Source organism: Collinsella sp. AF31-11 (genome assembly GCF_003475605.1).
Lineage (GTDB): Bacteria > Actinomycetota > Coriobacteriia > Coriobacteriales > Coriobacteriaceae > Collinsella.
Genome location: NZ_QRQS01000006.1, coordinates 127,104 through 151,196 on the forward strand (window position 1 = coordinate 127,104; position 24,093 = coordinate 151,196).

The window sequence follows — 24,093 nt, forward strand, 5'->3', positions numbered from 1 at the left end:
ATAACGTTTAAAAAATGCAGGGATATGCTGGAAACATGTGTGCCACAATCCTGTATCACAATAAGTTGCAACAGATGTGCCTTACGAAGGGATTCTCTATGACCGAGCTCCAAGAACTCCGTCGCTATCGGCGCGACTTGCACAGGATTCCGGAGCTCGATTTCGATCTTCCGCAGACGATCGCTTATATCGAGGGCGTGCTGGCGCCGCTCGACTGCGAGCTGACCCATCCGTGCCCCAGCTGCGTCTGCGCTTTCTTTGACGCTGGCGTTGGTGCCACGCATGCCACGGCGATTCGCGCGGATATGGATGCGCTGCCCATTGCCGAGGCGACGGGCGCGGCCTTCGCCTCGTCTCATCCCGGTAAGATGCACGCTTGCGGGCACGACGGGCACATGGCCACGGCGCTTGCCGCCGCGACGTATGTCGACCGTACGATTCGCGAGCAGCCGGGCACCATTAAACGTAACGTGCTCTTTGTGTTGCAGCCGGCCGAGGAGACAACCGGTGGTGCCAAGAATGTGTGCGAGAGCGGCGTCTTCGAGCGCTACGGTGCCGACCGCATCTTTGGCTTTCACGTGTGGCCCGACCTTCCCGCCGGTACGCTGGCGAGCTGCCCCGGTCCGCTGCTGGCACGTTCGAGCGAGACGCATGTGCACATTCACGGGACGAGCATCCATATCGCCAAGACCTATGGGGTCCCGGTTGAGGAATCGCGCGATGCGGCGCTGGCAGCTGCCAAGTTCTTGGTCGCCGCGCGCGAGCTGATGGACGAGCTGGGCGCCGATGGACCCTGTATCGGTAAGTTTGGCCTGCTGCAGGCCGGCACCGTCTGCAACGCCGTGGCGGGGGAGGCCCACGTGGCCGGCAGCCTGCGCGTGTTTACGGACAATATGTTCGACCGTGCGCGAGAGGGCGTGCGCCGCGTGCTCGATGAGGCGTGCGCCGCTACGGGCTGTACGTACGATCTCGACTTTGCTGAAGGGTATCCGCCGGTCGACAACGACCCCGAGCTGTTTGCCAGCGTCGCACCTGCTTTGCCCGAGCTGCAACTCGTGGATGAACCGCTGTTAATTGCCGAGGACTTCGCCTTCTATCAGCGCCATCTGCCAGGCGTGTTCTTCTTGCTGGGCGCGGGTGTGCCGGAGGGCCAAGGCAATCCGATCGATTCGGATGGCTGTCCTGCCTATGCCACAAGCGCCCTGCATACCGATACCATGCTCTTTGACGAGGAAATCCTGCTCAAAGGCCTCAATGTCTACAAACGACTGCTTGTGATGGAGTGACGATGAGGCGACGCCGACAGTCTGCCGTATATAGTCCGGGTGGATGCGGGCGCGGTTTGCTGCTGCTTCCGGTCATCGCTGTGAGCATTGGCGTGATGTTTGTGCTTGCTGGGCTGGCTGCGGCGGCACTCGTACTGTTTATCACTGCCATCGGCGTGACGATTTGGCTTTATCGCAGTCGTGAACAGCGCCGCGCCGACGGTAAGACCAATGTAGAATGGATTGCCTTTTTGGTCATCGCCTACCTGCTGAGCATCAGCTATTTGGCCTTCTTTATCCTGTTGGTTGTGAGCACCTTTACCGGGGAATCCGTCACGGTGGGTTGATGCACTGCCAGCAGACGGTCGCGTAAAGTGCGTTTGCTCGGCGTTTGGATAACTGCATTGGCCGTTTACCGCAGCCTTAGCTCTCAGCTAATGAATCCAAGTTCAATCCTTTCTACGATGTGCTGTGTGCCGGCACGGTGGCCGGATAGTTGGAAGGATGCATAATGGCAAAAGAGGGAAAGAAACCGATCGGCAAGATCATTTTGGGCGTCATCGTGGTGCTCGTTGTTGTCGGGGCCGTAGGTTCTATGGGTGGCAACTCGTCTGGTTCTTCTACGGGTGATGCGGCAAAATCTGCTGAGCAGACCCAGCAGGTCGAGGAACAAAAAGAGGCACAAGAGCCCTATACGGTTTCGGATGAGGCAGGGGATACGTCTAATCAGTTCGCATATAAGATCACCGGCACGTTGACCAATAATACGGATAAAGAGCAAAGCTACATTCAGATTGAGTATGTTCTGTATGACGCGGACGGCAATCAGGTGGGAACGGCTCTTGCGAACACTAACCATCTAAAAGCGGGCGGCACCTGGAAGTTCGAAGCGTTGAGTACGGTATCTCCCGACCAGGTTGCCAGCTGGGAGCGTTCTGATGTGAGCGGCTTTTAACTAGAATTAATAACATGATTACTGTGCGAGCTGGGGAGGCGAAGCCGCGTGCCCGATAAAAAACTGACCGAGGAGCTGCTCGACGAGCTTCTCGATGCGCCAAGTATCGATGGCTACATAAGGGAACACGACTTTGCCGCCCCATCGCTTTCTGATTACCTAAAGCAGCTGCTGCAGGAAAAGGGACTGGAGCGTTCGCGCGTGGTCCGTATGGCCGACCTCAACGAGACGTTTGGCTATCAGATTTTTACCGGCACGCGGCATCCGAGTCGCAATAAGGTGCTGCAGATTGCCTTTGCCATGGCGCTGACGCTCAAAGAGGCCAACCGCGCCTTGACGGCGGCGGGCGCCAACGTCCTCAACTGCAAGGACCGCCGTGATGCGATCATCATTTTCTGCATCGATCGCGGCTGCAGCTTGCAAAAGGTAAACGAGGAGCTATACCGCTTTGGCGAGGAGACGGTGAGCTAGCGGCTGTCTGCCGGCGGAAGAGCACCTCACGATATTTCAAACATGCAGGGCATGGGCGTCATGGGGCGCCCGTGCCCTGCGTTATTATGGACGCTATGGATACTCAGAGCCCAACATATTCCGATGAGGAGCTGACCGCCGCGCTCGCCGGCCACCTGGCGTCACTCGAGCGCGATGATAGCTATCGCGTAGACCGGGTGCTCAAGCGCTCGGATGTCGAGACGACCGAGCTCGTGTACTTTGAGGGCTCTGGCGGAGGGTCTCTCGGCCCCTTTGTTCGTAAGCGTATCGACGCATCGGCCCAGATTGGCGGGGTATATGAGCGTCTGTTTGCGGCCCAGCGCGCCGGACGACGCTATGAGCACTTGCCCCGGATTGTCGATTGCCGCCGCGTGGGCGACGAGCTTTGCGTGGTCATGGAATATATCGAAGGCGAGACACTCGAGGCTCTGGTGAGGCGTCTGGGTACGACACCCGGTTATGCTTGCGAGCTGTTTGGCGCTCTTTGCGATGCAGCCGCTGAGCTCCACGCCGGTTTTGCGGCAGCCGGAGAACATTCGGTGCCAGTGATTCATCGCGATCTGAAGCCTTCGAATATTATCGTGTCGGGCGTGAGGTATTCGGCAGATGCCGGTATGACCTTTACGTCGCTGGTGATTATCGATTTGGGGATTGCGCGGGTATGGCGTGACGGAGCCGATGCCGACACGGTGAAGTTTGGAACGCGACCCTATGCGCCACCCGAGCAGTATGGTTTTGGGCAGACGAGCGTGCGCAGCGATGTCTATGCGCTCGGCGCACTCCTGTTCTTTTGCTTGACGGGGGTCGATCCCAAGCCCGGGCAAGGCATGCGCGAGCAATGCGAGGCCCTCGACGTCCCCGTCCCGCTTGCCGATGTTGTCTGCATGGCGATGGCGCTCGATCCGGCCAAGCGCTTTGCAAGCGCGGAGGCGCTCGGGCACGCTGCGCGCGCGGCATATGAGCTGTGCCTGCCTGGGCCTGGCTCGATTGGCGAGACGGAGCCTTCAGCGACGCAGACTGCTCCGCAAACGGCGGCATCCACCGCGCGACAGTCCCAAGATGTCTCGACGGTGGCCCCTTGCCACAAGGGCCTGCTTTCGCGGATCCCGGAGCTCATCGGGCGTATATGGAACGGCTTTATCTATGCAGCAACCTTGCTGCTGCTCGTCGGAAGCCATTTTGCCGTGTTCCAGCCCACGGGAGCCAACCGTAGCTATCCAACGTGGTTTTTGGCCCTTGAGTATTTTCTTATGGTCGATGGCGTGGTGGTGCTCATTGCGTTTGGCATGCTCGACCGCCGCAGGCTTCGGCGTCGCTTTCCCGTGCTCGATCGCTATCGGGGTCGTGGGTTTGTCACCCTGTGGCTCAAAGCGTTGGGGATTATAGTCGCCATCATGATCGTGGTTGTTGCCATCGGCAATGCGACTGGCATTGTTACCTAATGTGGCGTACTGCTCAAAGAAAAAGGGCCCCGATTGGGGCCCTTTGCAGCTATAGCTAGATGCGGTTCATCTGGCCGGCAACCTTGTTGTACCAGTCCTGCCACGTGGGCGGGCAGTACTTTTTGGCGGCATCCGGGGTAAGCGTGGAGCCGTAGTTGCGACCAAGATAGGCAACGTGGGCTGAGATGCCCTCGCCCCAGCTGCCAAAGCTGCGCCAACCGCCGCCAACGGCGCTCCAGCCCCAGGCGTTGTAGGAATTAGCGCAATAGAGGCCCTTGCTGCTCTCGATGCAGGCGATGGCGGGGGACCAGCGAGGGTCAACACCGGTGTTCCAGGCGGCCACGGCAAAGTTGTAGCCCTGGCCTGCCAGGGGGGAGCCGGCGAGGTAGTTGTCGATACGGCTGGTCCACTCGTTGATAAACGAGTCGTAATCGGAGTTGCCGGTATTGGGGTTGTTCACCGTGGTATCGATGGTGGTGTTGGAGTTATTTGCCTGGCTGTTGGAGTTGTTGCCGCTCACGCCAGTGCCCGCGAGCTTCTCGGCGGCAGCAGCCTTGTCGGCCTCGAGCTTGGCCAGCTCGGCGGCGTTCTCCTGCTCGGCCTTTGCCTGGGCTTCGCTGCGAAGCTGCTGGGCCTGCGCCAGTGCATCCTCGGCGGTTTTCTGCTCGGCCTCGAGCTGGGACTTGGCCTGCTCGAGCTCAGTCTTGTTCTGCTCGAGCTCGGTCTGCATCTTGTTGAGCTCATCGATCTCATCGACGCTCGAGCTCGTGATCTGGTTGGTGTACTTGCAGGTCGTGATGAACTCGCCCAGGCTCTGCGCGTTGACCAGGAAGCTCACGATGGGGTTGGTGCCCTTCTGGTACTTGTACAGGTCGCGCATGGCGGAGCTTGCCTTGGCCTGCTGATCGGGAAGCTCGGCTTCGATCTCCTCGATGCTTGCCTCGTTGGTGTCGATTTGCTTCTGCAGATCCTCGAGCTTGGTGCGGGCCTCGTTGTAGGCGCTCGTGGCGGCTTCGATTTTCTGCTGGGCGGCGGATAGCTGATCCTGCGTTGCCTGCGAGGCGGCATATGCCGCGACGGGGGAGAGCATCGGCGAGGCCGTCAGTGCAACGGCGAGCGCGGCGCTCGTGATGATACGAGCCGGCTTCGACGCGATGAGCGCTGCGGTGCGATGGTTCGAATGCTGCATCCAGTCCCTCTGCAATCAATCGTAGGTTATGGTTCGAAAGGTATTCTACTACTGCTTTCGACCTCAACTTGAACCTTAAAGGTTCTAAAGGGTCAAGTTGAACTTGAGGCTTTGGCTTTGACCTGCAGTTATATCGAATTGTTGAGAAACCATAGAGTTCAACTTTAACGTTACGAGGACCTGTTTGTGGGCGAGTTTTGGGCTGTGAAAGCTCTCTTAACGTGGGGTTTTGCAACTACAGGGCCCTATCGCGGTGAGCGTGGCTTTCATACTAGATAATTGCGTTGATTGCCATAGATACGGTGGAGCTTTAGGAGGAGACGGCCCGACACGTTAGAATAAACAGGTTGCATAAAGACCGCTCAGCGTATGGGCAGTTGATGATAGGAAGTATCCATGGCATTGCAGTTTACAGAGCGTGAGTTTATCCCCGTGCTGCTCGGTGGCGACATCAACGCCTATTCGGTGGCGCGCGCCTTCTACGAGGAGTACCAGGTCAAGAGTCTGGTCTTTGGCAAGTATCAGACGGGTCCCGCGTACCGCAGTCAGATTATCGACTACACGCCCAACGTGGATATCGATACCATGCCCGTGATGCTCAGGACCGTCAACGGCATTGCCCAAGCGCATGCCGATAAGACGATTGTCCTTGTGGGCTGTGGAGATAACTATGTTGCCCTCGTGGCTCAGGCCAAGGATGCCCATGAGTTGGCGGATAACATCGTCGCGCCTTACGCTCCCTATAGCATGCTTGAGCAGTGTCAGAAGAAGGAGATCTTCTACGAGCTGTGCGAGAAGCATGGCGTGCCCTATCCGCATACCTTTACCTTCACCATGGCGATGCTGAATGCCCAAGGCGAGGCACCTGCCGAAGTGCTCGACCAGATCGATTTTCCTTACCCGATGATCCTGAAGCCTTCCGACGGCATCATGTGGTGGCAGCACGAGTTCGAGGGCCAGAAAAAGGCCTATGAGATTGCCGACCGTGCTGAGCTGGAACAGGTCATTCGCGACTCGTATGCCAGCGGCTACACCGACGACCTGATCTTGCAGGATCGCGTGCCCGGCAACGACGAGTACATGCGCGTGCTCACCAGCTATTCCGACCGCAACGGCAAGGTCCGCATGATGTGCCTGGGCCACGTGCTGCTCGAGGAGCATCAGCCCCATGGCGTCGGTAATCACGCCTGCATCATCACCGAGCCCAATGACGAGCTTATGGGTGGCGTGCGCAAGTTGCTCGAGGACCTTCACTTTGTGGGCTATTCCAACTTTGACGTTAAGTACGACGAGCGCGACGGCTCGTTTAAGTTCTTCGATTTCAACACGCGCCAGGGTCGCAGCAACTACTACGTCACCAACAGCGGCTTTAACGTTGCCAAGTATGTGGTGGACGAGTATGTGTTCAACCGCCCGTTTGAGCCGGAGTTTGTGACGGCGCAGGACGAGGCCCTGTGGATGGTCGTTCCAGTGGGCGTCGTCGACAAGTACGTCAAGGATCCCGAGTTGCGCGCGAAGGTGCATCGCCTGGACAAGGAAGGCAAGGGCGCCGACCCTTCGTTTATGAAGGGCGACTTTGTCTTTAACCGCTGGCTGCGCATGTGGCACACCAAGCTGCGCCACTTTAAGCTGTTCAAGACGTATTACAAGTAGATGAGTGCGGCGCCCGTCCGGTTTACATCGGGCGGGCGCGGGTATGATACGCGCAATTGCGCAAGCGTCACCAAGGAGGCGGCGATGGAAAAGCTGGGAGTTATCGGCGGCATGGGCGCCGAGGCCACGTCGTATTACTACGACCAGGTGGTGCGTCATACGGCTGCTGCCTGCGATCAAGAACATATCGACATGGTGGTGCTCTCCAAGTCGACCATGCCCGACCGCACGCTGGCCATTAAGACCGGCGAGCATGCCAAGCTGCTGGCGACCATGAAAGAGTGTGCCCAAGCACTCGAGTCGCTGGGCTGTGCGCACATTGCCATTCCCTGCAACACGTCACACTACTTCTACGACCAGATCCAGTCGTTTACCAGGGTGCCGATCATTCACATGCCGCGCGAGTCGGTTCGCTATGCCCTTGCGGGTGCGGTGATGGGGGAGTGCGAGTTCGATCCCAATCTGAGCATGCCGGCCGAGCCGGTTCGCAAGATTGGCATTATGGGAACCGACGGCACCGTGGGTGCCGGCGTCTACGGGCGCGAGTGCGAGGCGGCAGGTGTCGAGGTTGTCTATCCCAGCGAGAAACGTCAGAACGATGTGATGTCGCTTATCTACGATGATGTGAAGGCCGGACGTGAGCCCGATATGGATAAGTTCGATCGCGTGATGTGGGAGTTCGCCCGTAGCGGCTGCGACCGCGTCATTCTGGCCTGCACCGAGCTATCGGTGCTGCAGAAGTACCGAGAGATGCCCGAGATTACCCTCGACGCCATGGATGTCCTGGTGCGCGAATCCATCATCCGCAGCGGCGCACTCTATCGCCTGTAGCTTCCGACCTGCCAAAAAGGGACAGGTTTATTTTGGTAGGTTTTATCTGTTGAAACAGTAAAGGCCTCGGCTCGTTTGGTGCGAGCCGAGGCCTTTTGCGTTGGGCGGTTGCTGTCAGTGGTGAACTAGAACAGGAAGCCGATGGCGATGAGGGCGATGCTGGCGATGAGCACGGCGATGTCCAGGCCCTTGATGGGGTAGCGCTTGTACGAGCTGGCGCGCGTACGCAGATAGAAGCCGCGCTGTTCTGCCGCCAAGGCCGTGGCATCGGTTTTGCCCACGCTCGAGATGAGCAGTGGCACGCACAGTGGCAGCATGAGCTTAAGCTTCTTGATGGGGTTCTTGGTGTCGTACTCGACGCCGCGTGCGGTCTGCGCCTCCATGATGGCGTTCATCTCCTGACCAAACACCGGCACAAAGCGCAGCGCCGTGGTAAAGGTGAAGGCATAGCGATACGGCACGTGCAGCACCTCGACGCAGGCGTTGGCAAGGTCGTTGAGCTTGGTCACCATGAGCATGAGGATGAGTGGTAACGCCACGCCCAGCAGGCGCAGACAGGCCTTCGATCCTGTGATGAGGCCCGTGTCGGTGATAAGGCCCCACACCACGTTGCCATCGCGCATAAAGGCCAGCTGGAGCACCAGCATGATAAGCGCGAGCGGAATCAGCAACTTGAGTAGCGAGAACAGACGGTTGACGACGCCGGCATAGGCACCCAGAGCAAGGGTGAGTGCCAAAAAGCCCAGCAGCGCCACATAGGTGTCGGATAAGAAGATGCCGACGATGATGGCGGCGGCGAGGCCCAGCTTGACAACGGGGTTCAGGCGATGCAGCAGCGTATCGCCCGGCATGTAGTCGATGACGTTAACCACGGTGGACCATCTCCTTGGTAATTCGAACGACATCGGTGACCTCGCTCACCTGCGCAAAAGCGGGCGAGACGGAAGATGCCAGACGGCGCGAGAGTTCAATAACCTGGGGAGGCTCCACGTAGACACGCCGCATGAGATCGATGTTCGAGAATAGCTCGTGCGTGCGGCCGCGGTCGAGGATGCGGCCGTTTGCCATCACCACGATGCGCTCGGCAAAATCCGAAACGACTTCCATATCGTGGCAGACCATGATAACGGCGCAACCGCGCTCGGCCATGGTGCGCACCGTTTCCATGACGGTCATGCACTCGCGGTAATCAAGGCCGCTCGTGGGCTCGTCGAGCACGACGATCTTGGGCTCTACGACCACGACAGAGGCGAGTGCCACCATCTGGCGCTGACCGCGCGAAAGCGAGAAAGGCGCCTCATCGGCAGGCAGGCCAAAGCGGTCGATGACGAGTTGAGCACGACGCAGAGCCTCGGCGCGGTCCATGCCGCCAAGCTCCAAGCCAAAGGCGACCTCGTCGAGCACAGTGTCCTTGCAGATCTGACGGTCAGGGTTTTGGAAGAGGGTTGCAACTTCGCGGGCGATACGGCTCGTGGGAACGGCTGCGGTATCCAGTCCCGTGACGCGCACGCTGCCCGAGGCGGGCTTAAGCAGGCCTGTGAGCAGCTTGGTGAGCGTGGTCTTGCCGGCACCGTTCTGGCCGACGATGCCCACGAGCTCGCCGGGATAGAGGGTCAGGTTGAGGTCGTGGACGGCGGCGCCGCCATTGGGATAGGCAAACTCAACATGATCGAAGGTGAGCACGGGCTCGGCGTCCTTGGCGTGCGGGCGCAACGACGGTGCGTGCGGGGAACCGGTGGGCGCCTGGGCTTCGATGGCCGCGTGTGCGGGGTCGACGATGCCCGAAATCAGGCGCTCAGCCTCATCGACATCCAAGCAGGGGGTACCGCTTACCAGGCCATCGGCCTCGAGGCTATTGAAGATACGCGTGACGCGAGGGCAGTCGACGCCGATGGCACGGAGCTCGTCGGTATGCGCGAAGACCTCGTGTGGCTCGCCCTGCAGCGCAATTTCGCCATGGTTGAGCACGAACACGCGGTTGCAGTACTCCGAGAGCAGAGCGACCTTTTGCTCAACGACGACGATGGTGATTCCAAGTACGCGGTTTGCCTCACGCAGCGTCTCGAAGACCAATGTGGAGCTGGCGGGGTCGAGTGCCGCGGTGGGCTCGTCGAGAACCAAGACGCGCGGACGCATGGCGAGGATGGCGGCGATGGCTACCTTTTGCTTCTGTCCGCCCGAGAGGGTTGCGATCTCGCGGTCGCGCAGGTCGCTGATGCCGACGGTCTCGAGCGTTTCGCTCACGCGCTGCTCGATCAGGTCGTGGGGAACGCCAAAGTTCTCGAGTCCAAAGAGCATCTCGTCCTCGACGACCGAGGCGACCATCTGCGTGTCGATATCCTGCAGCACGCTGCCGACGATCTGTGACACGTCGGTCAGCGAGACCTCGCAGGTGTCATGGCCGTCAACCATGACGGACCCAAAGAACGCGCCGGTGTAGTGGTGGGGCACGGCACCTGACAGGCAGGCGGCAAGCGTGGACTTGCCGGCGCCCGAGGGCCCGATGATGCCGATGAAATCTCCCTTGTTCACGCTGAGCGAGATGTGGCTGAGCGCCTGCTCGGTCTGCGTGCCATAGGAGAACGAGACATCGTCGACGTTGATGATCGTTTCCATGGATACCTTTCATAGTCATTGGGGACGTTCTTACATGACTAGTCGTTTAAGAACGTCCCCAAGAGCTAGTTGTTTGGGACAGTCTTTGTTGGTGGAGTGCGGAGACGGCTTTACGAGGGGCCCCAGGTTGGCGCGAAAGAGGAGCGCAGCGTACTTGGGTACGCGAGCGACAAATGAACGCCAAGATGGGGTGGCTCGTAAAGCCGAGCGGGTTAATGGAGCCTAAGGGCCTTCTGGATGGGCAAGTAGAGGGCACCGACCAGAATGGCGTTAAAGACGGCGGTCATGGCGACGACGGGCAGCATAGCGGCGGCGAGCTCGCCCACCACGCCGAGCATGGCCATCTTGATGACCATGAAGATGACGCCCGAGACAAAGGTGGTCACGAACGTTGCGACGATGGCGACGGCAGACTTGACCTGTCCGTCCTTGGCGGCAGCGTTGACGATGACGGCCATGAGCATGGCGGCGATGCCCTCGGCGGCAAAATCGACGAACGGCGAGGTGGTGGTGATCTGGATCACGGCAGCCGAGATGAGGCCAATGACGAGCGCCTGGCCGATGTTGGGGCGAACGACCAGGATGGTGAGGCAGAAGGCCGAGATGATGAACTCGGGGCTGATCATGCCGCCCGAGATGCCCGAGATTGCCTTGCCGACGGTGAAGTTGAGGATGAAGCCGGCGGCGAGCAGGATGGCGAGCAGGACGAGGGCGCGGACATCGAGCTTGCCGCGGTCGGCGGTCTGGGCGGTGCGGGGCTGGGCGGCGGTGGTGTTCTGAGACATGGTGAAAATCCTTTCGGAATGGGAGTGCAAGAGAAAAGCGGAGGCGCGTGATGCGAATGCGATCGGGCTCGAGATAGAAAAAGGCCCCCGGTCGAAACCGGAGGCCTTCCAATCACCTAGAGCGCAAAAACAGGCGTGAGGGACTCACTGTCGACCGATCGAATTCGCATCACGCCACCACCAGTTGTTGAGAGAGTTCATCGTGTTCTTCATGTTGGTGGCTCCTTTCGTGATGTCGTGGCGCGGTCGCACCTAGTTGCTGTTGCGCTGCACTATAGCACAGCGAAGTGTGTGCGGGGAAATCTTTTTTAAAAAGATTTCAGGCGGGTTTCCCGCCGGTCAAAAGAGCGGGCTGAGCGAACGAGGCTGCCATCGCTGCCTTGCCCGCTCAGCTAGGACATGAGGGCCTTAGGCCTTCTTGCGACGATAGATCACGTAGGCGCAGACACCGATGATGACGACGGCGCCAACTGCCATGGCAGCCATGTTGTTGCCCTCGGACTTCTCCTCGGTGGCCTCTTCCTCTTTGACCTCGGGCTCGGCTACATCCTCATCGGAGAGGGCCTCGTCGGCGTAGGTGATGGACTCGACCAGGCAGTCGTTGTCGGCATCGTAGTCACTCGGGACGAACTCCTCGGAGAAATCCTCCTCCTTGAGGTAGTCACGCATCTCCTCGAGCATAGCCTTGCACTTGAGGTAGGTGTTCTTGGTGGCAGCCTTGCCGGCCTTGTTGGCCAGGGCGGTGCGGGCCTCGGTGTCCTCGGTGGCCTGCATGGCATCGTCGACGGTCAGGTTCTGCTCGATGAGTTCCTTCTGCAGGGCGTCGAGATAGGCGCGGACGCCGGTGGCGCAGTGGACGCGGTTCTCATAGGCGAGTGTGTTGATGTCCATGAGGACGTAGTTGATGGAGTTCTTGGGCTCCTCGTTGTTCACGACGTCTTCCTCTTCGCAGTGATCAAAGGAGACATCCTGATCGCTGAAGTAGGGGCTGACCTCGGTGAGCAGTGCGGAGTAGAAGGGGATGGCGACGGAGAATTCGGCGTTGGAGAGCATCTCCCACTGAATGGTCGCGATCTCGGGGTCCATGCCCTGACGGATCTGGAAGGTGTGGATCTCGGTGTTGCGGTTGGAACCAATGGCATAGGCGCCGTCGGTGTTGGCGTTGAGGCCGGCGACATTCTCGCCACGAGTAGCAAAGCTGCGGATCATCTCAAAGGTGTTCCAGTCGGACTTGCCGGGCTGGAAGAACAGCGGCTGCATCTCGTGGACCAGGGCGCCGGTCGTGGCGCGAGCATCTTCGCGCTCGTCCTTAACGATCTCGTAGTCGGTGCCCTCGGCAAGCGGAGCCATGAAGTAATCGCGGCCCTGGATATAGCGCGACCAAGAATGCATGGCCTGCTCGCTAATTTCCTCACCGTAGGTCTGGGCAACGTCGAACTGGCCGTCATCGAAGTACTTGGCAAAGCCCTTTTCTTCGGGCATGGTCTGAATGTCCTTGGAGTGGAGGCAGTTCTCGGTGTCGTCGAGGTTAACCTTGTAGTTAAGGTTGCCGATGTTGGGGTTGACCGAGGCGATGTCGTCGGTGAGCTTCATGGCAATCCACTGATGGCCAGAAAGTCCGGCGAACAGCCAGGTCTCGTTGTTGTCGGCGATGATGATCTGGTCGTTGGTGCAGATGCCCTGCTCGTCGACCAGACTTCCGAGGAGCTCGACGCCCTCGCGGGCCGTGGCGCTCTCGCCCAGGATGACGCTGGCGTAGTTGTATTCACCGATGCCGGTCTCCTCGGTGAGGGGGTCGGCCTCCTCGGCCTTCTCGTTGTAGGAGGTGCTCAGCGTGGCAGAGCAGGAGACGCCCTTCTCGTTGATGCCAGCCTCGGAATAAGCGTCATAGCGATCTTCCCACTGAGAGGGGTTGTCGCGAACGAAGGTGTAGCGATACGTGGGGCCCGTGGACTTGTACTCAAAGCCGGATTCGAGCGAGGTGTACTTGCTACCGTCCTTGTGCGCAGGCTCAATGCCAAAGTGCTTGATATAGCGTGTGCTAAAGTCCTCTGCGCGGCCGTAGTACGTGTTGCCGTCCGCCGTGAGTTTGCTGCCCATGTAGATCTGGGTGCAAGCGAGTGCCGAGGTCGGCATGGCCATAATGGCCGCAGCTCCGAATGCAAGGCCGCAGCCAAGCTTCTTGAGCGTGTTGACGGGATGAGTAAACCTCATGATCCCTCCCAACCGTTGAAACCCCGCGGAACCGTGCAGGATTTCAGCTAATAAATACATCTATTAGCCTATCGGAAGTCTAAAAAGTATTCACTAGATTCGGTGAAATACTCGATGAGCGTCATAAAATATGCGATGAGCGGATAAGAATACTCATTTTGTAGCTTTAGTTAAATAAAGGCACCCTGCATTTACTGCAGTGGAATAAAGCGCCAGACAATACTCAAAAGAAAACTCTCCCGCTGTTTAGAATTTGCATAAACAGCGGGAGAGTCGATAACTGGATGAATATCATACTAATGTGGTTTTACTTCTTCCGACGGTGGATCACGTTAATCGCATAGCCGACGAGCATGGCCAGAACAATGACGATAAAGCCGAGCAGGGGATTGTCGTTCATGGGGTCCTCCTATTTTCCGAGCGGGGAGAATTCGTCGACGATGAGGTCGAGGCATTGCGGAAGCGCGCGGGCACCAAAGACGCCCGAGTTGCTGGAGATGATCTCGCCATCGAACTGCATGCCCAGCGACGGCGTGCAGGTGATCTTGGCTTCTTTGGTCTGGATGATCTTGAACTGCGGACGGCCAAGCACCTTGCCGGCGGGGTCGAGCGCGGCGGTGATTACCGTGGGAAGCAGCTGTACCGTGCGTACGGGCTCGATGACCGCGATGTCGACCATGCCGTCGTTCATGCGGCAGTTGGGGAACAGGTTGATGTCGTTTTGGATGACAGACGTGTTGCCTGCCATGCAGCAGATGCCGTCGAGCTCCTCGACAATGCCGTCATGCTCAATGGTAAAGTGCGCCACCGTGGGGTTGGGTGTGGCGAGCGCCGACAGGAAGTAGGCGATCTCGCCGATGTCGTTTTTAGTGGGGGCGGCCTTCATCATAATCTCAGCGTCAAAGCCCGAGCCGGCGATGATGATAAAGCCATGGCGCTTTTCGTTGCCGTTCTCGTCGAGCCAAAAGAGCTCGCCCATGTCGACTTTGACCGTGCGGCCGGCGCGGCATGCCTTGGCGAGCGCCGCTGCCTCGGGGGCATTGCCGATGTTGTTAAAGAATAGGCAGGCCGTGCCGGAGGGGAAAACGAGCGTGGGAACGCCGCAGCCGCGCATCTGGTCGAGCACATTGGAGACGGTGCCGTCGCCGCCCGAGACGACCACGCGGTCGAACTCGCGAACGTCTGCCACGGCGTCCTCGGGCTCCATGCCATCGCCGATAAAGCGCATCACGACCTCGTCGCCGCCCTGTGCAAGGGCGTGCGTGAATGCGTAGATTTCATCTGAGCTGGGGCCCGATGCCGGGTTGTGGATGATAAGGCAGCGCATACTTACGTTCCCGTTCTGTGACTAACCGAGTATAGTTGTAGGGCAATGCCGATATCCTACCCGTGTTTTTCGGGCCTAACCTTATTCGATGGGTTGATATGTACATTTCCACACATCAGGCTCTGCTCGACTTTTGCCAGCGCGCCCGCAAGTTCGACGCGATCGCCGTCGACACCGAGTTTTTGCGCGAGCGCACGTTTCATCCGCGCCTGTGCCTGGTCCAGATTGCCACCCCTGCCGAGAGCGTCGCGGTCGATCCTCTGGTGATCGACGACCTATCGCCGCTGGCAGAGCTTATGGCCGACGAGAGCGTGACCAAGGTGTTTCACGCCTGCTCGCAGGATATGGAGGTTATGCTCCATACCGTGGGCGTGCTGCCGCGTCCCATTTTTGACACGCAGGTGGCCGCCGCCTTTTTGGGCGAGCGCCAGCAGATTTCCTACGGCGCGCTCGTGCAGACGTTTTGCGGTGTCTCATTGCCCAAGACCGAGTCACTGACCGATTGGTCGCGCCGCCCGCTGACCGACAAACAGATCGAGTACGCGATCGATGACGTCAAGTATCTGATCGTCGCCTATACCGAGATGATGAGTCGCCTGCGCGAGCTGGGCCGGGTGGACTGGGTGCTCGACGAGTTGCGTCCGCTGGCCGACGAGTCGCATTATCGCGCCGATCGTCACGAGGCATTCCGCAAGGTCAAGCGCATCAACTCCTGCAGCCGCCATCAGCTGGGCATTGCGCGCGAGCTTGCCGCTTGGCGCGAGGATCGCGCCGAGCGCCGCAACATCCCGCGCAAATGGGTCATGTCCGACGACACGTTGCTGGCCCTGGTTAAACGCAATCCCGTGCGCGTTGAGGAGTTCCGCAGCATCCGCGGCACCGACCAGCTGGGGGAGCGCGACGTGGACGGTGCATTGATGGCCATCAAGCGTGGCGCGAGCTGCCCGCACGATCGCCTGCCGCTCATGGTGCGCGGGCATCGCCAGATTTCGCCGGAGTTGGAGAGCGTGACCGACCTTATGTATGCGCTTATTCGCTTGGTTGCCGAGCGTTCGGGCGTGGCGACCTCGGTCATTGCCTCGCGCGATGACCTGGCCGACTACATCGAGCATCCCGAGCAGAGCCCCCTGCGCGAAGGTTGGCGTTTTGAGCTCGTGGGTTCGCGTCTGGACGATTTGCTCTCGGGCAATATGGGGTTGACGGTCAAAGATGGCAAAATTGAATTGCTATAAGGAAGCCTAGCCGCTTGAGTGGGTAGAATGCCTCCAACGTGTAACTCGATTCGGAGGAATTCGCATGCCTTATTACTATGGATACGGCTTTGGCATCGACCCGCTGTACCTGCTGGTTGTTCTTGTCTGCACAGTGCTTGGCCTTGCCGCGCAGAGCTATATCAACTCGACGTACAAGACGTGGTCTAAGGTGCGCTCGGATGGCGATACGGGCGCCACGGTCGCTCGTCGCATGCTCGATGCCAACGGTTGTAGCGCCGTGGGCATAAAGGGCGTTGCCGGCGAGCTTACCGATCATTACAACCCGCTGGATAACAACCTGTATCTCTCGGATGCCAACCGTTCGGGCGGGTCGGTCGCAAGCGTTGCCGTCGCCTGCCACGAGGCGGGCCATGCCGCCCAGCGTCAAAGTGGTTATGCCATGATGAAGGTACGCACCGCTTTGGTCCCCGTCGTCAACTTTACCCAGAACACCTGGACGATCGTGCTGCTCATGGGCCTGTTCATGAACATCGCGGGGCTCACGACCCTCGCGCTGGTCTTCTTCTCGTTTAGCGTGCTGTTCCAGCTGGTTACGCTGCCGGTCGAGATCGATGCCAGTCGCCGTGCCGTGACGTATATCGAGCAGTCGGGCATGAGTTCCAAGCAGGTCAACGGTGCCAAGAAGGTGCTGACGGCAGCCGCGCTCACCTACGTGGCGGCGGCGCTCACCTCGATTATTCAGCTGCTCTACCTTATGGCTCGCTACAACAGAAACTCCAACCGATAACAAATTGGGTCGCTGGGCGCCGTGGGGATTTGTGTCCCCGCGGCGCTGTACTATGTGTTGGATTTGAATTTGCGCAGGGCCGAAGCCCTTGTGCACGATAACGGAAGGAGGCTGCGTGGCAGGCTGGAATCTAACCGGCAATGCCGTTTCCGCCGAGTTCGACGGTTCGGACGATCAGGAGCGCAAGGAGCTCAGCGTGAGCCAGGCGGTGGAGATCGCCGCCGGCGCGCTCGATGCCATTCCGCAGCTGAGCGTTTTAGGCGAGGTCACGGGTTTCCGTGGTCCCAACGCTCGAAGCGGCCACTGCTACTTTCAGATCAAGGACGACTCGGCGGCCGTCGACTGTATCATCTGGAAGGGCGCCTACCTTAAGCGCACTTTCGACTTGCGCGACGGCATGCAGGTAAGCTTTAAGGGCAGCTTCAATCTCTACAAGCCTACGGGTCGCATGAGCTTCGTCGCCCGCTCGTTCTCGCTGGCGGGGGAGGGTCTGCTGCGTCAACAAGTGGCGCAGCTGGCCGAAAAGCTACGCCGCGAGGGCCTGATGGACGAGACGCGCAAGCGTCGCATCCCGGTGTTTTGCTCGCGCGTGGCGGTCGTCACCTCGCTTTCGGGCGCCGTAATCGATGACGTCAAGCGTACGCTGCGCCGTCGCAACCCGCTTGTCGAGCTTGTCTGCGTGGGCGCAAAGGTCCAGGGCGAGGGTGCGCCGGCAGAGCTTATTGAAGGCTTGCGCCGCGCCGCTGCCATTACGCCGGCGCCCGATTGCATTTTGCTCGTGCGTGGCGGCGGTTCCTTCGAGGACCTCATGACCTTTAACGATGAGGAGCTCGCCCGCGCGGTGGCGGCTTGTCCCGTGCCCGTGGTGACCGGCATTGGCCATGAGCCCGATACCTCGATTTGCGATATGGTGAGCGACCGCCGCGCCTCCACGCCAACGGCAGCGGCAGAATCGGTGGCGCCGGCTATGACGGAGTTGGCCGACGTGCTCGAGGCGCGCCATCAGCGTCTGGGCGCCGCGATGGCTTCGATGATCGGGTCGGATCAGGTCGATCTGGAAATGCTCGACCAACGCGGCCGTCGTGCCTGGGACACCTATACGGCTCGTCTGGGCGACGCGCTCGATGCAGCCGCGTGCCGCCCGTGTCTTAACGATCCAACGTTTATGGTTGAGCGTCGCGAGTCCGAGCTTGCCCTGACGGCCGATCGTCTGTCTGGCGCCATAACGCGTTCGGTCGGGTCCTTTCGTTCCAACTTCGAGCGTCTGCCCGAGCGCTTGATCGCAAGCACCTCAGGGCTTGATGGCAAGCGCCATGCGCTCACGCTCGCGAGTTCTCGCCTAGAGCATCAGGGGCGCACGATGCTCAGCAAGCCAGCGTCCGACCTGGGCCGTGCAGCGGCTTCGCTCGATGCCCTGTCGCCGCTCAAGGTGCTTGCCCGCGGTTACTCCATCGCCTACAGCGAAGACGGTGTGGCTACGAGCGCCAAGACCTTTAAGCCCGGCGACGCCATCCGCGTGCGCATGTCGGACGGTAACGTGTCGGCAACCGTCAACGCGGTCGAGTAGACCGCGTTTCACAGTGATAGACCCTTAGGAAAGGAAACAGATATGGCAGAGAAGACCCCGGTCGAGCAGCTTACGTACAAGCAGGCCTCGCAGGAGCTGGAGCTCATCATCCGCAGCCTGGAGTCGGGCGATATGGAGCTCGAGGAGTCGCTCGAGAGCTACACCCGCGGCGTCGAGCTCCTCAAGAGCCTGCGTACCCGCCTGTCCGATGCCGAGCAGAAGGTCTCGGTGCTCCTTAAGGACGTTGACGGCAACGACGCGCTCGCCGACGGCGAAGCCGCCAACACCGACGACAACCTCTCGTTCTAGCCAACTTACAGCCTGCTTTGGGGTAGTCTTTTTGGGACGGGGCTTTTTTGACTACCCTTGCGCGACGGCTCGCCGAGCGTTTGCGTTTGCGAAAAAGTAGTCAAAAAAGCCCCGTCCCAAAAAGACTACCTTGGTCTGTGAGAAAGGAACCAACCATGTGTGATTGCATTTTCTGCAAAATTGCCAACCACGAGATCCCCTCGACCGTTGTCTATGAGGACGACCAGGTCATCGCTTTTGACGATCTCAACCCCCAGGCGCCGGTCCATACGCTCGCGATCCCCAAAAAGCACTACAGCGATATCGCCGACAACGTGCCCGCCGAGACCATGGGCGCCATGGCTCACGCCATCCAGGAGGTCGCCAAGGCCAAGGGTCTGGAGGACGGTTTCCGCGTCATTTCCAACAAGGGTGTCAACGCCGGCCAGACCGTCATGCACTTCCACATGCACGTCCTCGGCGGCAAAAACCTGGGCGAGAACCTCATCTGAGGGCGCGTAGCCCGTCGACTTGGCTGCCTTTGGAGTAATCTATGCAGCTTTCTCAACTCGAATACCTTCAAGCGGTAGCGAACTATGGCGGCGTGCGCAAAGCAGCTCGCGCCGTTCATGTGAGTCCGCAAGCCGTTTCGTCGGCAACCAAGAAGTTGGAATCTGAGTATCAGATTGTTTTGCTCGACCGATCGGCGGGGGAGGCTGTTTTGTCTCCGGCGGGCAGAGAATTTGCGCGTCGTGCACGCGTGATCCTGGCGCAAGTCGACGATCTCAAAAAGTACGCTCAATCGAGGGACGACGGCGTCTCGCCCGACGGCCACTTCCGTCTTTACGCCCCCTGCCTTCATGGACGGGGGCGCCTTTTTGCCGAAAACTGGTACGACTCGTTTGAACGCTCGCACCCTCAGATTCATCTTGATGTGTGGCATCAGCCAACGGCAACATGCTTTGAATCACTTGTGCTTGGCATTTCGGACGCGGCTATCTCGTTTGAGGAACCACGGGACAGCGTCCTTTCTTCTAAATACTTGGGTGAAAAGGAGCTCAAGGTTCTTTCATACCCAGCGGGTCATCAATCTGTTGACGCTATGACCATTCGTGAGTTACTGGGCGGCAGGCTCGCTGTTCCCATTAATTTGTCACCCTGTCTCAATGCGATTAACCAATGCCCTGAAGCCCAGCTCGTCAATTTTCGCTTCCGAGATGTCGAATACGAAAACAGGGCGCAGGCTGAGTTTCTTCAAGCCGGGGGATTGATATTGGGTTTTTCTGGCTCTTCTCTCGCATCGGATGGATCGGAAGTGAGCGAGTGCTCCATTGAAGTCTCACATGACGTAGCCTTGCCCATCTACTTTTGCTATCGACAAAATGCCTGGACCGATCGACACCAGACGGTATTTCTTCACCTATTGCGTCATCTCGCTTCGTGAGGCCATTTGGCCTCGTGTCGTCAAGTGAATGTTGACGCCCTGCAACGCATAGCTGACAGCTTTGCCCTCATGCTTTTCCAAGATTCCGATTTAGATTGCTGACTCTTGGAGGGCGGAGCATGAAAAACCGTACGGTTTTGCTTTATATGACGTTCGTTTTTCTGTCGAACTTCAGCACCATTTTGTATTTTCTGACGGTTTACCTTGAATTCGTCGGATTCTCGATGGTGGCGATTTCTAGCATGATGATTGCATATCAAGTGAGTAAGTTCATCCTCGAAGTTCCCACTGGCTATATTGCTGATAGGTTTGGACGAAAGACAAGCGGTCTCGTTGGCGGCGTGGGGATGCTTGGATACTACGCCGCCCTGCTTCTCGTCCGTTCCCCTCTGCTTTTAATCGGTGCGTTCGCTCTCAAAGGTTTTGCCGTTGCATGTCTGAGCGGATCCATAGAAGCGATTTACATTGACAGCGTCTCTCAGGACCAGCTCGTAAGACTTAATGTCGTTGAGCGATTTGTTTTCTATGCCTCTTATGCCATCTCCGCTTGCGTGGGCGGTTTCATTTCGTCTGTCGGTGCATATCTCATTGGTCTTTCGGCAGATATCATCGCAATGGTGTTGACGTTGGTTGTCGTTGTCTGCATTCCTGAGATGCGAAGAGGGGGCACTGCGGGGGCACCTGAGCGTGGAATTAGCCCGAAGATGATCGGTGCCGCTATTGCGTGTAATGGCATTCTTCGTTCAGCGTTCATCATGGACTGTTCTCAGGCATTTGCTTTTGTCGCCCTGGAAGACTTTTTCTCACTGCTGCTTGCGGGTCGCGGAATGAATGCCGTCGCTTCGGGTGTGACCATTGCGGTCCAGCTCCTTGCCTCGGCCTCCATGGGGCTTATTGTGCCCAATGTGATTGCTCATGTCGACAAGGGCCGTTTTGCGCGTATTTGCGGCATCATTCGCTTAGTATTGACAGCTTTGTTTTTGATCCCCCTTGCTCCGGCTAATTTGCTGCCCGTGTTCTATGTGCTGCAGACGGTTGCGTATTCGTTGTTTGCCCCAATCAAATACTCAGTTTTCCAAAATGCTGCCGATTCATCGATGCGCTGTTCACTGATTTCGGTTCAAAGCCAGATGGTGGCGGTGGGTGCTGTTCTTTTCTATCTGCTCAACTCTGTGCTGAGTAGCGTTGCGGGCATTCGAGTCGTATTGCTTGTTGCGCTCGGGATTTCTTCCCTGGTGTATATCCCCGCGCTATTTTGTCTTACAAGTCAAAGGCCATGAGTATTTAGGCACCGATAACTTATATATCAACGCAATAAACCCGAGCGCGAGGGCGTTTGGGTTTATTATTGATGCGTATGTAACCTGGCGGCGCCACACCGCCTGTTAGTAGGGAGACACATGAACGTTCTGGTCGTCAACGCGGGATCTTCGACCCTTAAGTATCAGGTCATCGATACCAAGTCCCATAAGGTGTCCGCGAAGGGCTCCTGCGAGCGCGTCTGCTTTACCGGCGGCACCTTCACCCACGCTGCCAACGGCTCCAAGAAGGTGACCGAGAACATCGAGTTCCCCGACCACAAGGTCGCCATCGAGGTCGTCCTGAAGGACCTCGAGGCCAACGGCGTCAAGATTGAGGGCATCGGCCACCGCATCGTTCAGGGCGGCTGGTACTTTGGCGATTCCTCCCTCGTCGACGAGGACGTTCTCGCCAAGATCCGCGAGGTTGCCCCGCTCGCCCCGCTGCACAACAACCCCGAGGCTAATGTTATCGAGTACTGCCTGGAGCAGTATCCCGACCTGCCCAACGTCACGGTTTACGACACCGCTTTCCACTTCAACATGCCCGAGGTCGCCCGCACCTACGCCCTGCCCAAGGACGTCTGCGACAAGCTGCACATCCGCAAGTATGGCGCTCACGGCACCAGCTACCGTTACATCTCCAAGAAGGTCGCCGAGATGACCAACGGCGAGGCCCGCAAGGTCGTCGTGTGCCACATTGGCTCCGGCGCTTCTCTGTGCGCCATCGAAGACGGCAAGTGCATGGACACCACCATGGGCTTGACGCCGCTCGACGGCGTCATGATGGGTACCCGCTGCGGTTCCATCGACCCGGCTACCGTGTGCTACCTGCAGCGCGAGGGTGGCTACACTTTTGACGAGGTCGACGAGATGATGAACAAGAAGTCCGGCCTCATGGCCGTGACTGGCGGCAAGACCAACGACTGCCGTAACGTCGAGGAGCTCGCCGCCGCTGGCGACCCCGAGGCTCAGCTCGCCTTCGATATGTTCGTCTACAAGATTGCCGCCAAGGCCGCCGAGATGGCCACCTCCATGTGTGGCATGGACACCCTGGTCTTTACCGCCGGCATCGGTGAGCACGCTCCGGCCGTTCGCGCCGGCGTGGCCGATCGTCTGGCTTTTATGGGCGTCAAGATGGATCATGCCCGCAATGCCCTGCGCGGCGACGGCGCTTGGTGCCTGTCCGCCAAGGATTCCAAGGTCAAGATTTTTGTCATCCCCACGGACGAGGAGTTCATGATCGCTTCCGACGTCGAGCGCATCGTCAACGCCAAGTAGTTGCAAGAGGGGAGGGGCTGGACAGCAACATGCCGTTTGGCCCCTCTTTTGTGCTCGTTGGGCGATATGCATGATAGCTATTTATCAAGATATGATAACTTCTTATTAACATACGGCCGCCTTAAGGGGCATGCCGACCGTATTGCACTGCAAAGGAGTCTCATGAACGTACTTGTTGTTAACGCCGGCAGCTCAAGCCTTAAATATCAGCTCTTGGATACCGATACCCGCGAGGTTTTCGCCAAGGGCAACTGCGAGCGTATCGGCTCGGACATGGGCAGCTTTGGTCACGCCGAGAACGGTGGCGCCAAGCAGACCGAAGAGGTTCCCTTCCCCGATCATCGCTCGGCCATTGCGCGCGTACTCGAGGAGCTCGAGAAGACCGACTTTACGATCGATGGCATCGGCCACCGTATCGTTCAGGGTGGCTGGCATTTCGATGATTCCGCGGTCGTCGACGATGAGGTCATGGCTAAGATCCTTGAGGTGGCCCCGCTCGCCCCGCTGCACAATTACGGCGAGGCCGCGGCAATCGAATATTGCCGCGAGAAGTATCCGGAGCTGCCCAATGTGGCCGTCTTCGACACCTCGTTCCACATGACCATGCCCGAGGTCGCCTACACCTACGCCCTGCCCAAGGACGTGTGCGACAAGTACCACGTGCGCAAATATGGCGCGCACGGTACGAGCCACCGTTACGAGTGGATGATGGCCAAGGAGATCCTGGGTGCGCGCTGCCACCGTCTGCTTTCGTGCCATCTGGGCAACGGCGCCTCGCTTGCCGCCATCGAGGACGGTGTGTGCCGCGATACCACGATGGGCCTCACGCCGCTTGACGGTCTGATGATGGGCACCCGTTGCGGTTCTATCGACCCGGCCACCGTGTGCTACCTCCAGCGCGAGGGCGGCTACACCTACCAGGAAGTCGATGACATGATGAACAAGCAGTCCGGTCTGCTTGCCATCTCGGGCATCTCCAACGACGCCCGCGACATCCGTACGCGCGCCTCCGAGGGTGACGAGCGCTGCCTGCTCGCCTTCGATATGTTCGCCTATAAGGCCATGCAGCAGGCCGGTTCCATGATCGCCTCCATGGCGGGCGTGGACACCATTACCTTTACCGCCGGCATCGGCGAGAATGACTGGTCGATCCGCAAGGCCTTCTGCGACTGCTTTGAGTGGCTGGGCGTGCGTATCGACAACAACAAGAACCGCGAGGCCGTGGGCAACGGCCCGCAGGTCATCAGCGCCGCCGGCTCTTCCGTCACGGTCATGGTCATCCCCACCGACGAGGAATACATGATCGCCCACGACGTCGAGCGCCTGACCGCGAACAACTAGCGCTCATTTGCAATTGAATGAAAGGCCTCCAGAGCAAACGGCTCCGGAGGCCTTTTTGTTGGCAGAAGGACGACGACCCAAGCTTTGCGGCCTTCGGTGGGATA

22 protein-coding genes are annotated in these 24,093 nt (G+C 58.9%); 16 read left to right on the plus strand and 6 right to left on the minus strand.

Going from position 1 to position 24,093, the window contains the following annotated elements; all coding sequences use genetic code 11:
* Positions 1-98 precede the first annotated feature (98 nt).
* The 5 genes from DWZ22_RS05385 (at position 99) to DWZ22_RS05405 (ending at position 4,154) form a co-directional block, all read left to right on the plus strand.
* The gene (locus DWZ22_RS05385; RefSeq protein ID WP_233546455.1) at positions 99-1,286 is read left to right on the plus strand and encodes an amidohydrolase; all 1,188 of its coding nucleotides are present in this window, start codon (positions 99-101) and stop codon (positions 1,284-1,286) included.
* 2 nt (positions 1,287-1,288) lie between these two features.
* Positions 1,289-1,612 (plus strand): hypothetical protein, encoded by a 324-nt coding sequence (locus tag DWZ22_RS05390; RefSeq protein ID WP_147352269.1) that lies wholly within the window; start codon positions 1,289-1,291, stop codon positions 1,610-1,612.
* Positions 1,613-1,776: 164 nt separating this feature from the next.
* Positions 1,777-2,220: an FxLYD domain-containing protein gene (locus tag DWZ22_RS05395; protein ID WP_117735262.1), complete on the plus strand. Its 444-nt coding sequence runs from the start codon at positions 1,777-1,779 to the stop codon at positions 2,218-2,220.
* A gap of 48 nt (positions 2,221-2,268) precedes the next feature.
* Complete coding sequence (locus DWZ22_RS05400; protein ID WP_117735261.1) at positions 2,269-2,691, plus strand: XRE family transcriptional regulator; 423 nt, start codon at positions 2,269-2,271, stop codon at positions 2,689-2,691.
* A 95-nt stretch (positions 2,692-2,786) separates the two neighbouring features.
* Positions 2,787-4,154 (plus strand): protein kinase, encoded by a 1,368-nt coding sequence (locus tag DWZ22_RS05405; protein ID WP_158573300.1) that lies wholly within the window; start codon positions 2,787-2,789, stop codon positions 4,152-4,154.
* A 55-nt stretch (positions 4,155-4,209) separates the two neighbouring features.
* Here the strand turns inward: DWZ22_RS05405 and DWZ22_RS05410 are convergent, their stop codons facing one another.
* Complete coding sequence (locus DWZ22_RS05410; RefSeq protein WP_117763754.1) at positions 4,210-5,343, minus strand: glucosaminidase domain-containing protein; 1,134 nt, start codon at positions 5,341-5,343, stop codon at positions 4,210-4,212.
* A 396-nt stretch (positions 5,344-5,739) separates the two neighbouring features.
* Here DWZ22_RS05410 and DWZ22_RS05415 point away from each other — a divergent pair, with 396 nt between their 5' ends.
* Together DWZ22_RS05415 and DWZ22_RS05420 are read left to right on the plus strand one after the other, a co-directional pair.
* Positions 5,740-6,996 carry an ATP-grasp domain-containing protein gene (locus DWZ22_RS05415; RefSeq protein ID WP_118345533.1) on the plus strand — a complete coding sequence of 419 codons (1,257 nt, stop codon included), beginning with the start codon at positions 5,740-5,742 and terminating at the stop codon, positions 6,994-6,996.
* Between the two features lie 84 nt (positions 6,997-7,080).
* The gene (locus tag DWZ22_RS05420; protein WP_233502225.1) at positions 7,081-7,827 is read left to right on the plus strand and encodes an aspartate/glutamate racemase family protein; all 747 of its coding nucleotides are present in this window, start codon (positions 7,081-7,083) and stop codon (positions 7,825-7,827) included.
* Between the two features lie 125 nt (positions 7,828-7,952).
* On the opposite strand, the gene DWZ22_RS05425 is transcribed toward DWZ22_RS05420, so the two are convergent.
* The 5 genes from DWZ22_RS05425 to DWZ22_RS05445 all read right to left on the minus strand — a co-directional run bounded on the left by DWZ22_RS05425 (position 7,953) and on the right by DWZ22_RS05445 (position 14,769).
* Positions 7,953-8,699 carry an energy-coupling factor transporter transmembrane protein EcfT gene (locus DWZ22_RS05425; RefSeq protein ID WP_117763752.1) on the minus strand — a complete coding sequence of 249 codons (747 nt, stop codon included), beginning with the start codon at positions 8,697-8,699 and terminating at the stop codon, positions 7,953-7,955.
* Positions 8,692-10,443, minus strand: coding sequence for an ABC transporter ATP-binding protein (locus DWZ22_RS05430; RefSeq protein WP_118405620.1), 1,752 nt, complete (start codon positions 10,441-10,443; stop codon positions 8,692-8,694). The genes DWZ22_RS05425 and DWZ22_RS05430 overlap by 8 nt, the downstream gene beginning before the upstream one ends.
* Before the next feature lie 212 nt (positions 10,444-10,655).
* Positions 10,656-11,228 carry a hypothetical protein gene (locus tag DWZ22_RS05435; RefSeq protein WP_117794508.1) on the minus strand — a complete coding sequence of 191 codons (573 nt, stop codon included), beginning with the start codon at positions 11,226-11,228 and terminating at the stop codon, positions 10,656-10,658.
* A 408-nt stretch (positions 11,229-11,636) separates the two neighbouring features.
* Positions 11,637-13,442 (minus strand): C69 family dipeptidase, encoded by a 1,806-nt coding sequence (locus DWZ22_RS05440; protein WP_158573301.1) that lies wholly within the window; start codon positions 13,440-13,442, stop codon positions 11,637-11,639.
* Positions 13,443-13,851: 409 nt separating this feature from the next.
* Positions 13,852-14,769, minus strand: coding sequence for a diacylglycerol kinase family protein (locus DWZ22_RS05445; protein ID WP_117735253.1), 918 nt, complete (start codon positions 14,767-14,769; stop codon positions 13,852-13,854).
* Positions 14,770-14,867: 98 nt separating this feature from the next.
* Between DWZ22_RS05445 and rnd the strand changes: the two genes are divergently transcribed.
* From rnd to DWZ22_RS05490, 9 genes are all read left to right on the plus strand, one after another.
* Entirely contained in the window at positions 14,868-16,001 is a 1,134-nt protein-coding gene (rnd, locus tag DWZ22_RS05450; RefSeq protein WP_118098998.1) for a ribonuclease D, read from the plus strand.
* A gap of 64 nt (positions 16,002-16,065) precedes the next feature.
* Entirely contained in the window at positions 16,066-16,770 is a 705-nt protein-coding gene (locus DWZ22_RS05455; protein WP_118345529.1) for a zinc metallopeptidase, read from the plus strand.
* 115 nt (positions 16,771-16,885) lie between these two features.
* Positions 16,886-18,337, plus strand: coding sequence for an exodeoxyribonuclease VII large subunit (xseA, locus tag DWZ22_RS05460; RefSeq protein WP_369833872.1), 1,452 nt, complete (start codon positions 16,886-16,888; stop codon positions 18,335-18,337).
* Positions 18,338-18,379: 42 nt separating this feature from the next.
* Entirely contained in the window at positions 18,380-18,646 is a 267-nt protein-coding gene (gene xseB / locus DWZ22_RS05465; protein ID WP_118405622.1) for an exodeoxyribonuclease VII small subunit, read from the plus strand.
* Between the two features lie 155 nt (positions 18,647-18,801).
* Entirely contained in the window at positions 18,802-19,137 is a 336-nt protein-coding gene (locus DWZ22_RS05470) for a histidine triad nucleotide-binding protein (protein WP_118405623.1), read from the plus strand.
* A gap of 41 nt (positions 19,138-19,178) precedes the next feature.
* The gene (locus DWZ22_RS05475; protein ID WP_118405624.1) at positions 19,179-20,069 is read left to right on the plus strand and encodes a LysR family transcriptional regulator; all 891 of its coding nucleotides are present in this window, start codon (positions 19,179-19,181) and stop codon (positions 20,067-20,069) included.
* 119 nt (positions 20,070-20,188) lie between these two features.
* A complete protein-coding gene (locus DWZ22_RS05480) occupies positions 20,189-21,349 on the plus strand; it encodes an MFS transporter (protein ID WP_118405625.1) in 1,161 nt (386 codons plus the stop codon).
* A 120-nt stretch (positions 21,350-21,469) separates the two neighbouring features.
* Positions 21,470-22,648, plus strand: a complete 1,179-nt coding sequence (locus DWZ22_RS05485; RefSeq protein ID WP_117735248.1) for an acetate/propionate family kinase — start codon at positions 21,470-21,472, stop codon at positions 22,646-22,648.
* 162 nt (positions 22,649-22,810) lie between these two features.
* Positions 22,811-23,989, plus strand: coding sequence for an acetate/propionate family kinase (locus DWZ22_RS05490; RefSeq protein WP_118405626.1), 1,179 nt, complete (start codon positions 22,811-22,813; stop codon positions 23,987-23,989).
* Positions 23,990-24,093 lie beyond the last annotated feature (104 nt).

Bases quoted from the DNA above. Each gene is read 5' to 3' on its own strand.
- DWZ22_RS05480 (WP_118405625.1), top strand. From the start codon at position 20,189: ATGAAAAACCGTACGGTTTTGCTTTATATGACGTTCGTTTTTCTGTCG.
- DWZ22_RS05410 (WP_117763754.1), bottom strand. From the start codon at position 5,343: ATGCAGCATTCGAACCATCGCACCGCAGCGCTCATCGCGTCGAAGCCG.
- DWZ22_RS05420 (WP_233502225.1), top strand. From the start codon at position 7,081: ATGGAAAAGCTGGGAGTTATCGGCGGCATGGGCGCCGAGGCCACGTCG.
- DWZ22_RS05475 (WP_118405624.1), top strand. From the start codon at position 19,179: ATGCAGCTTTCTCAACTCGAATACCTTCAAGCGGTAGCGAACTATGGC.
- DWZ22_RS05470 (WP_118405623.1), top strand. From the start codon at position 18,802: ATGTGTGATTGCATTTTCTGCAAAATTGCCAACCACGAGATCCCCTCG.
- DWZ22_RS05430 (WP_118405620.1), bottom strand. From the start codon at position 10,443: ATGGAAACGATCATCAACGTCGACGATGTCTCGTTCTCCTATGGCACG.
- DWZ22_RS05490 (WP_118405626.1), top strand. From the start codon at position 22,811: ATGAACGTACTTGTTGTTAACGCCGGCAGCTCAAGCCTTAAATATCAG.
- rnd (WP_118098998.1), top strand. From the start codon at position 14,868: ATGTACATTTCCACACATCAGGCTCTGCTCGACTTTTGCCAGCGCGCC.
- DWZ22_RS05445 (WP_117735253.1), bottom strand. From the start codon at position 14,769: ATGCGCTGCCTTATCATCCACAACCCGGCATCGGGCCCCAGCTCAGAT.
- xseB (WP_118405622.1), top strand. From the start codon at position 18,380: ATGGCAGAGAAGACCCCGGTCGAGCAGCTTACGTACAAGCAGGCCTCG.
- DWZ22_RS05455 (WP_118345529.1), top strand. From the start codon at position 16,066: ATGCCTTATTACTATGGATACGGCTTTGGCATCGACCCGCTGTACCTG.
- DWZ22_RS05385 (WP_233546455.1), top strand. From the start codon at position 99: ATGACCGAGCTCCAAGAACTCCGTCGCTATCGGCGCGACTTGCACAGG.
- DWZ22_RS05390 (WP_147352269.1), top strand. From the start codon at position 1,289: ATGAGGCGACGCCGACAGTCTGCCGTATATAGTCCGGGTGGATGCGGG.
- DWZ22_RS05405 (WP_158573300.1), top strand. From the start codon at position 2,787: ATGGATACTCAGAGCCCAACATATTCCGATGAGGAGCTGACCGCCGCG.
- DWZ22_RS05435 (WP_117794508.1), bottom strand. From the start codon at position 11,228: ATGTCTCAGAACACCACCGCCGCCCAGCCCCGCACCGCCCAGACCGCC.
- DWZ22_RS05485 (WP_117735248.1), top strand. From the start codon at position 21,470: ATGAACGTTCTGGTCGTCAACGCGGGATCTTCGACCCTTAAGTATCAG.
- DWZ22_RS05395 (WP_117735262.1), top strand. From the start codon at position 1,777: ATGGCAAAAGAGGGAAAGAAACCGATCGGCAAGATCATTTTGGGCGTC.
- DWZ22_RS05415 (WP_118345533.1), top strand. From the start codon at position 5,740: ATGGCATTGCAGTTTACAGAGCGTGAGTTTATCCCCGTGCTGCTCGGT.
- DWZ22_RS05440 (WP_158573301.1), bottom strand. From the start codon at position 13,442: ATGAGGTTTACTCATCCCGTCAACACGCTCAAGAAGCTTGGCTGCGGC.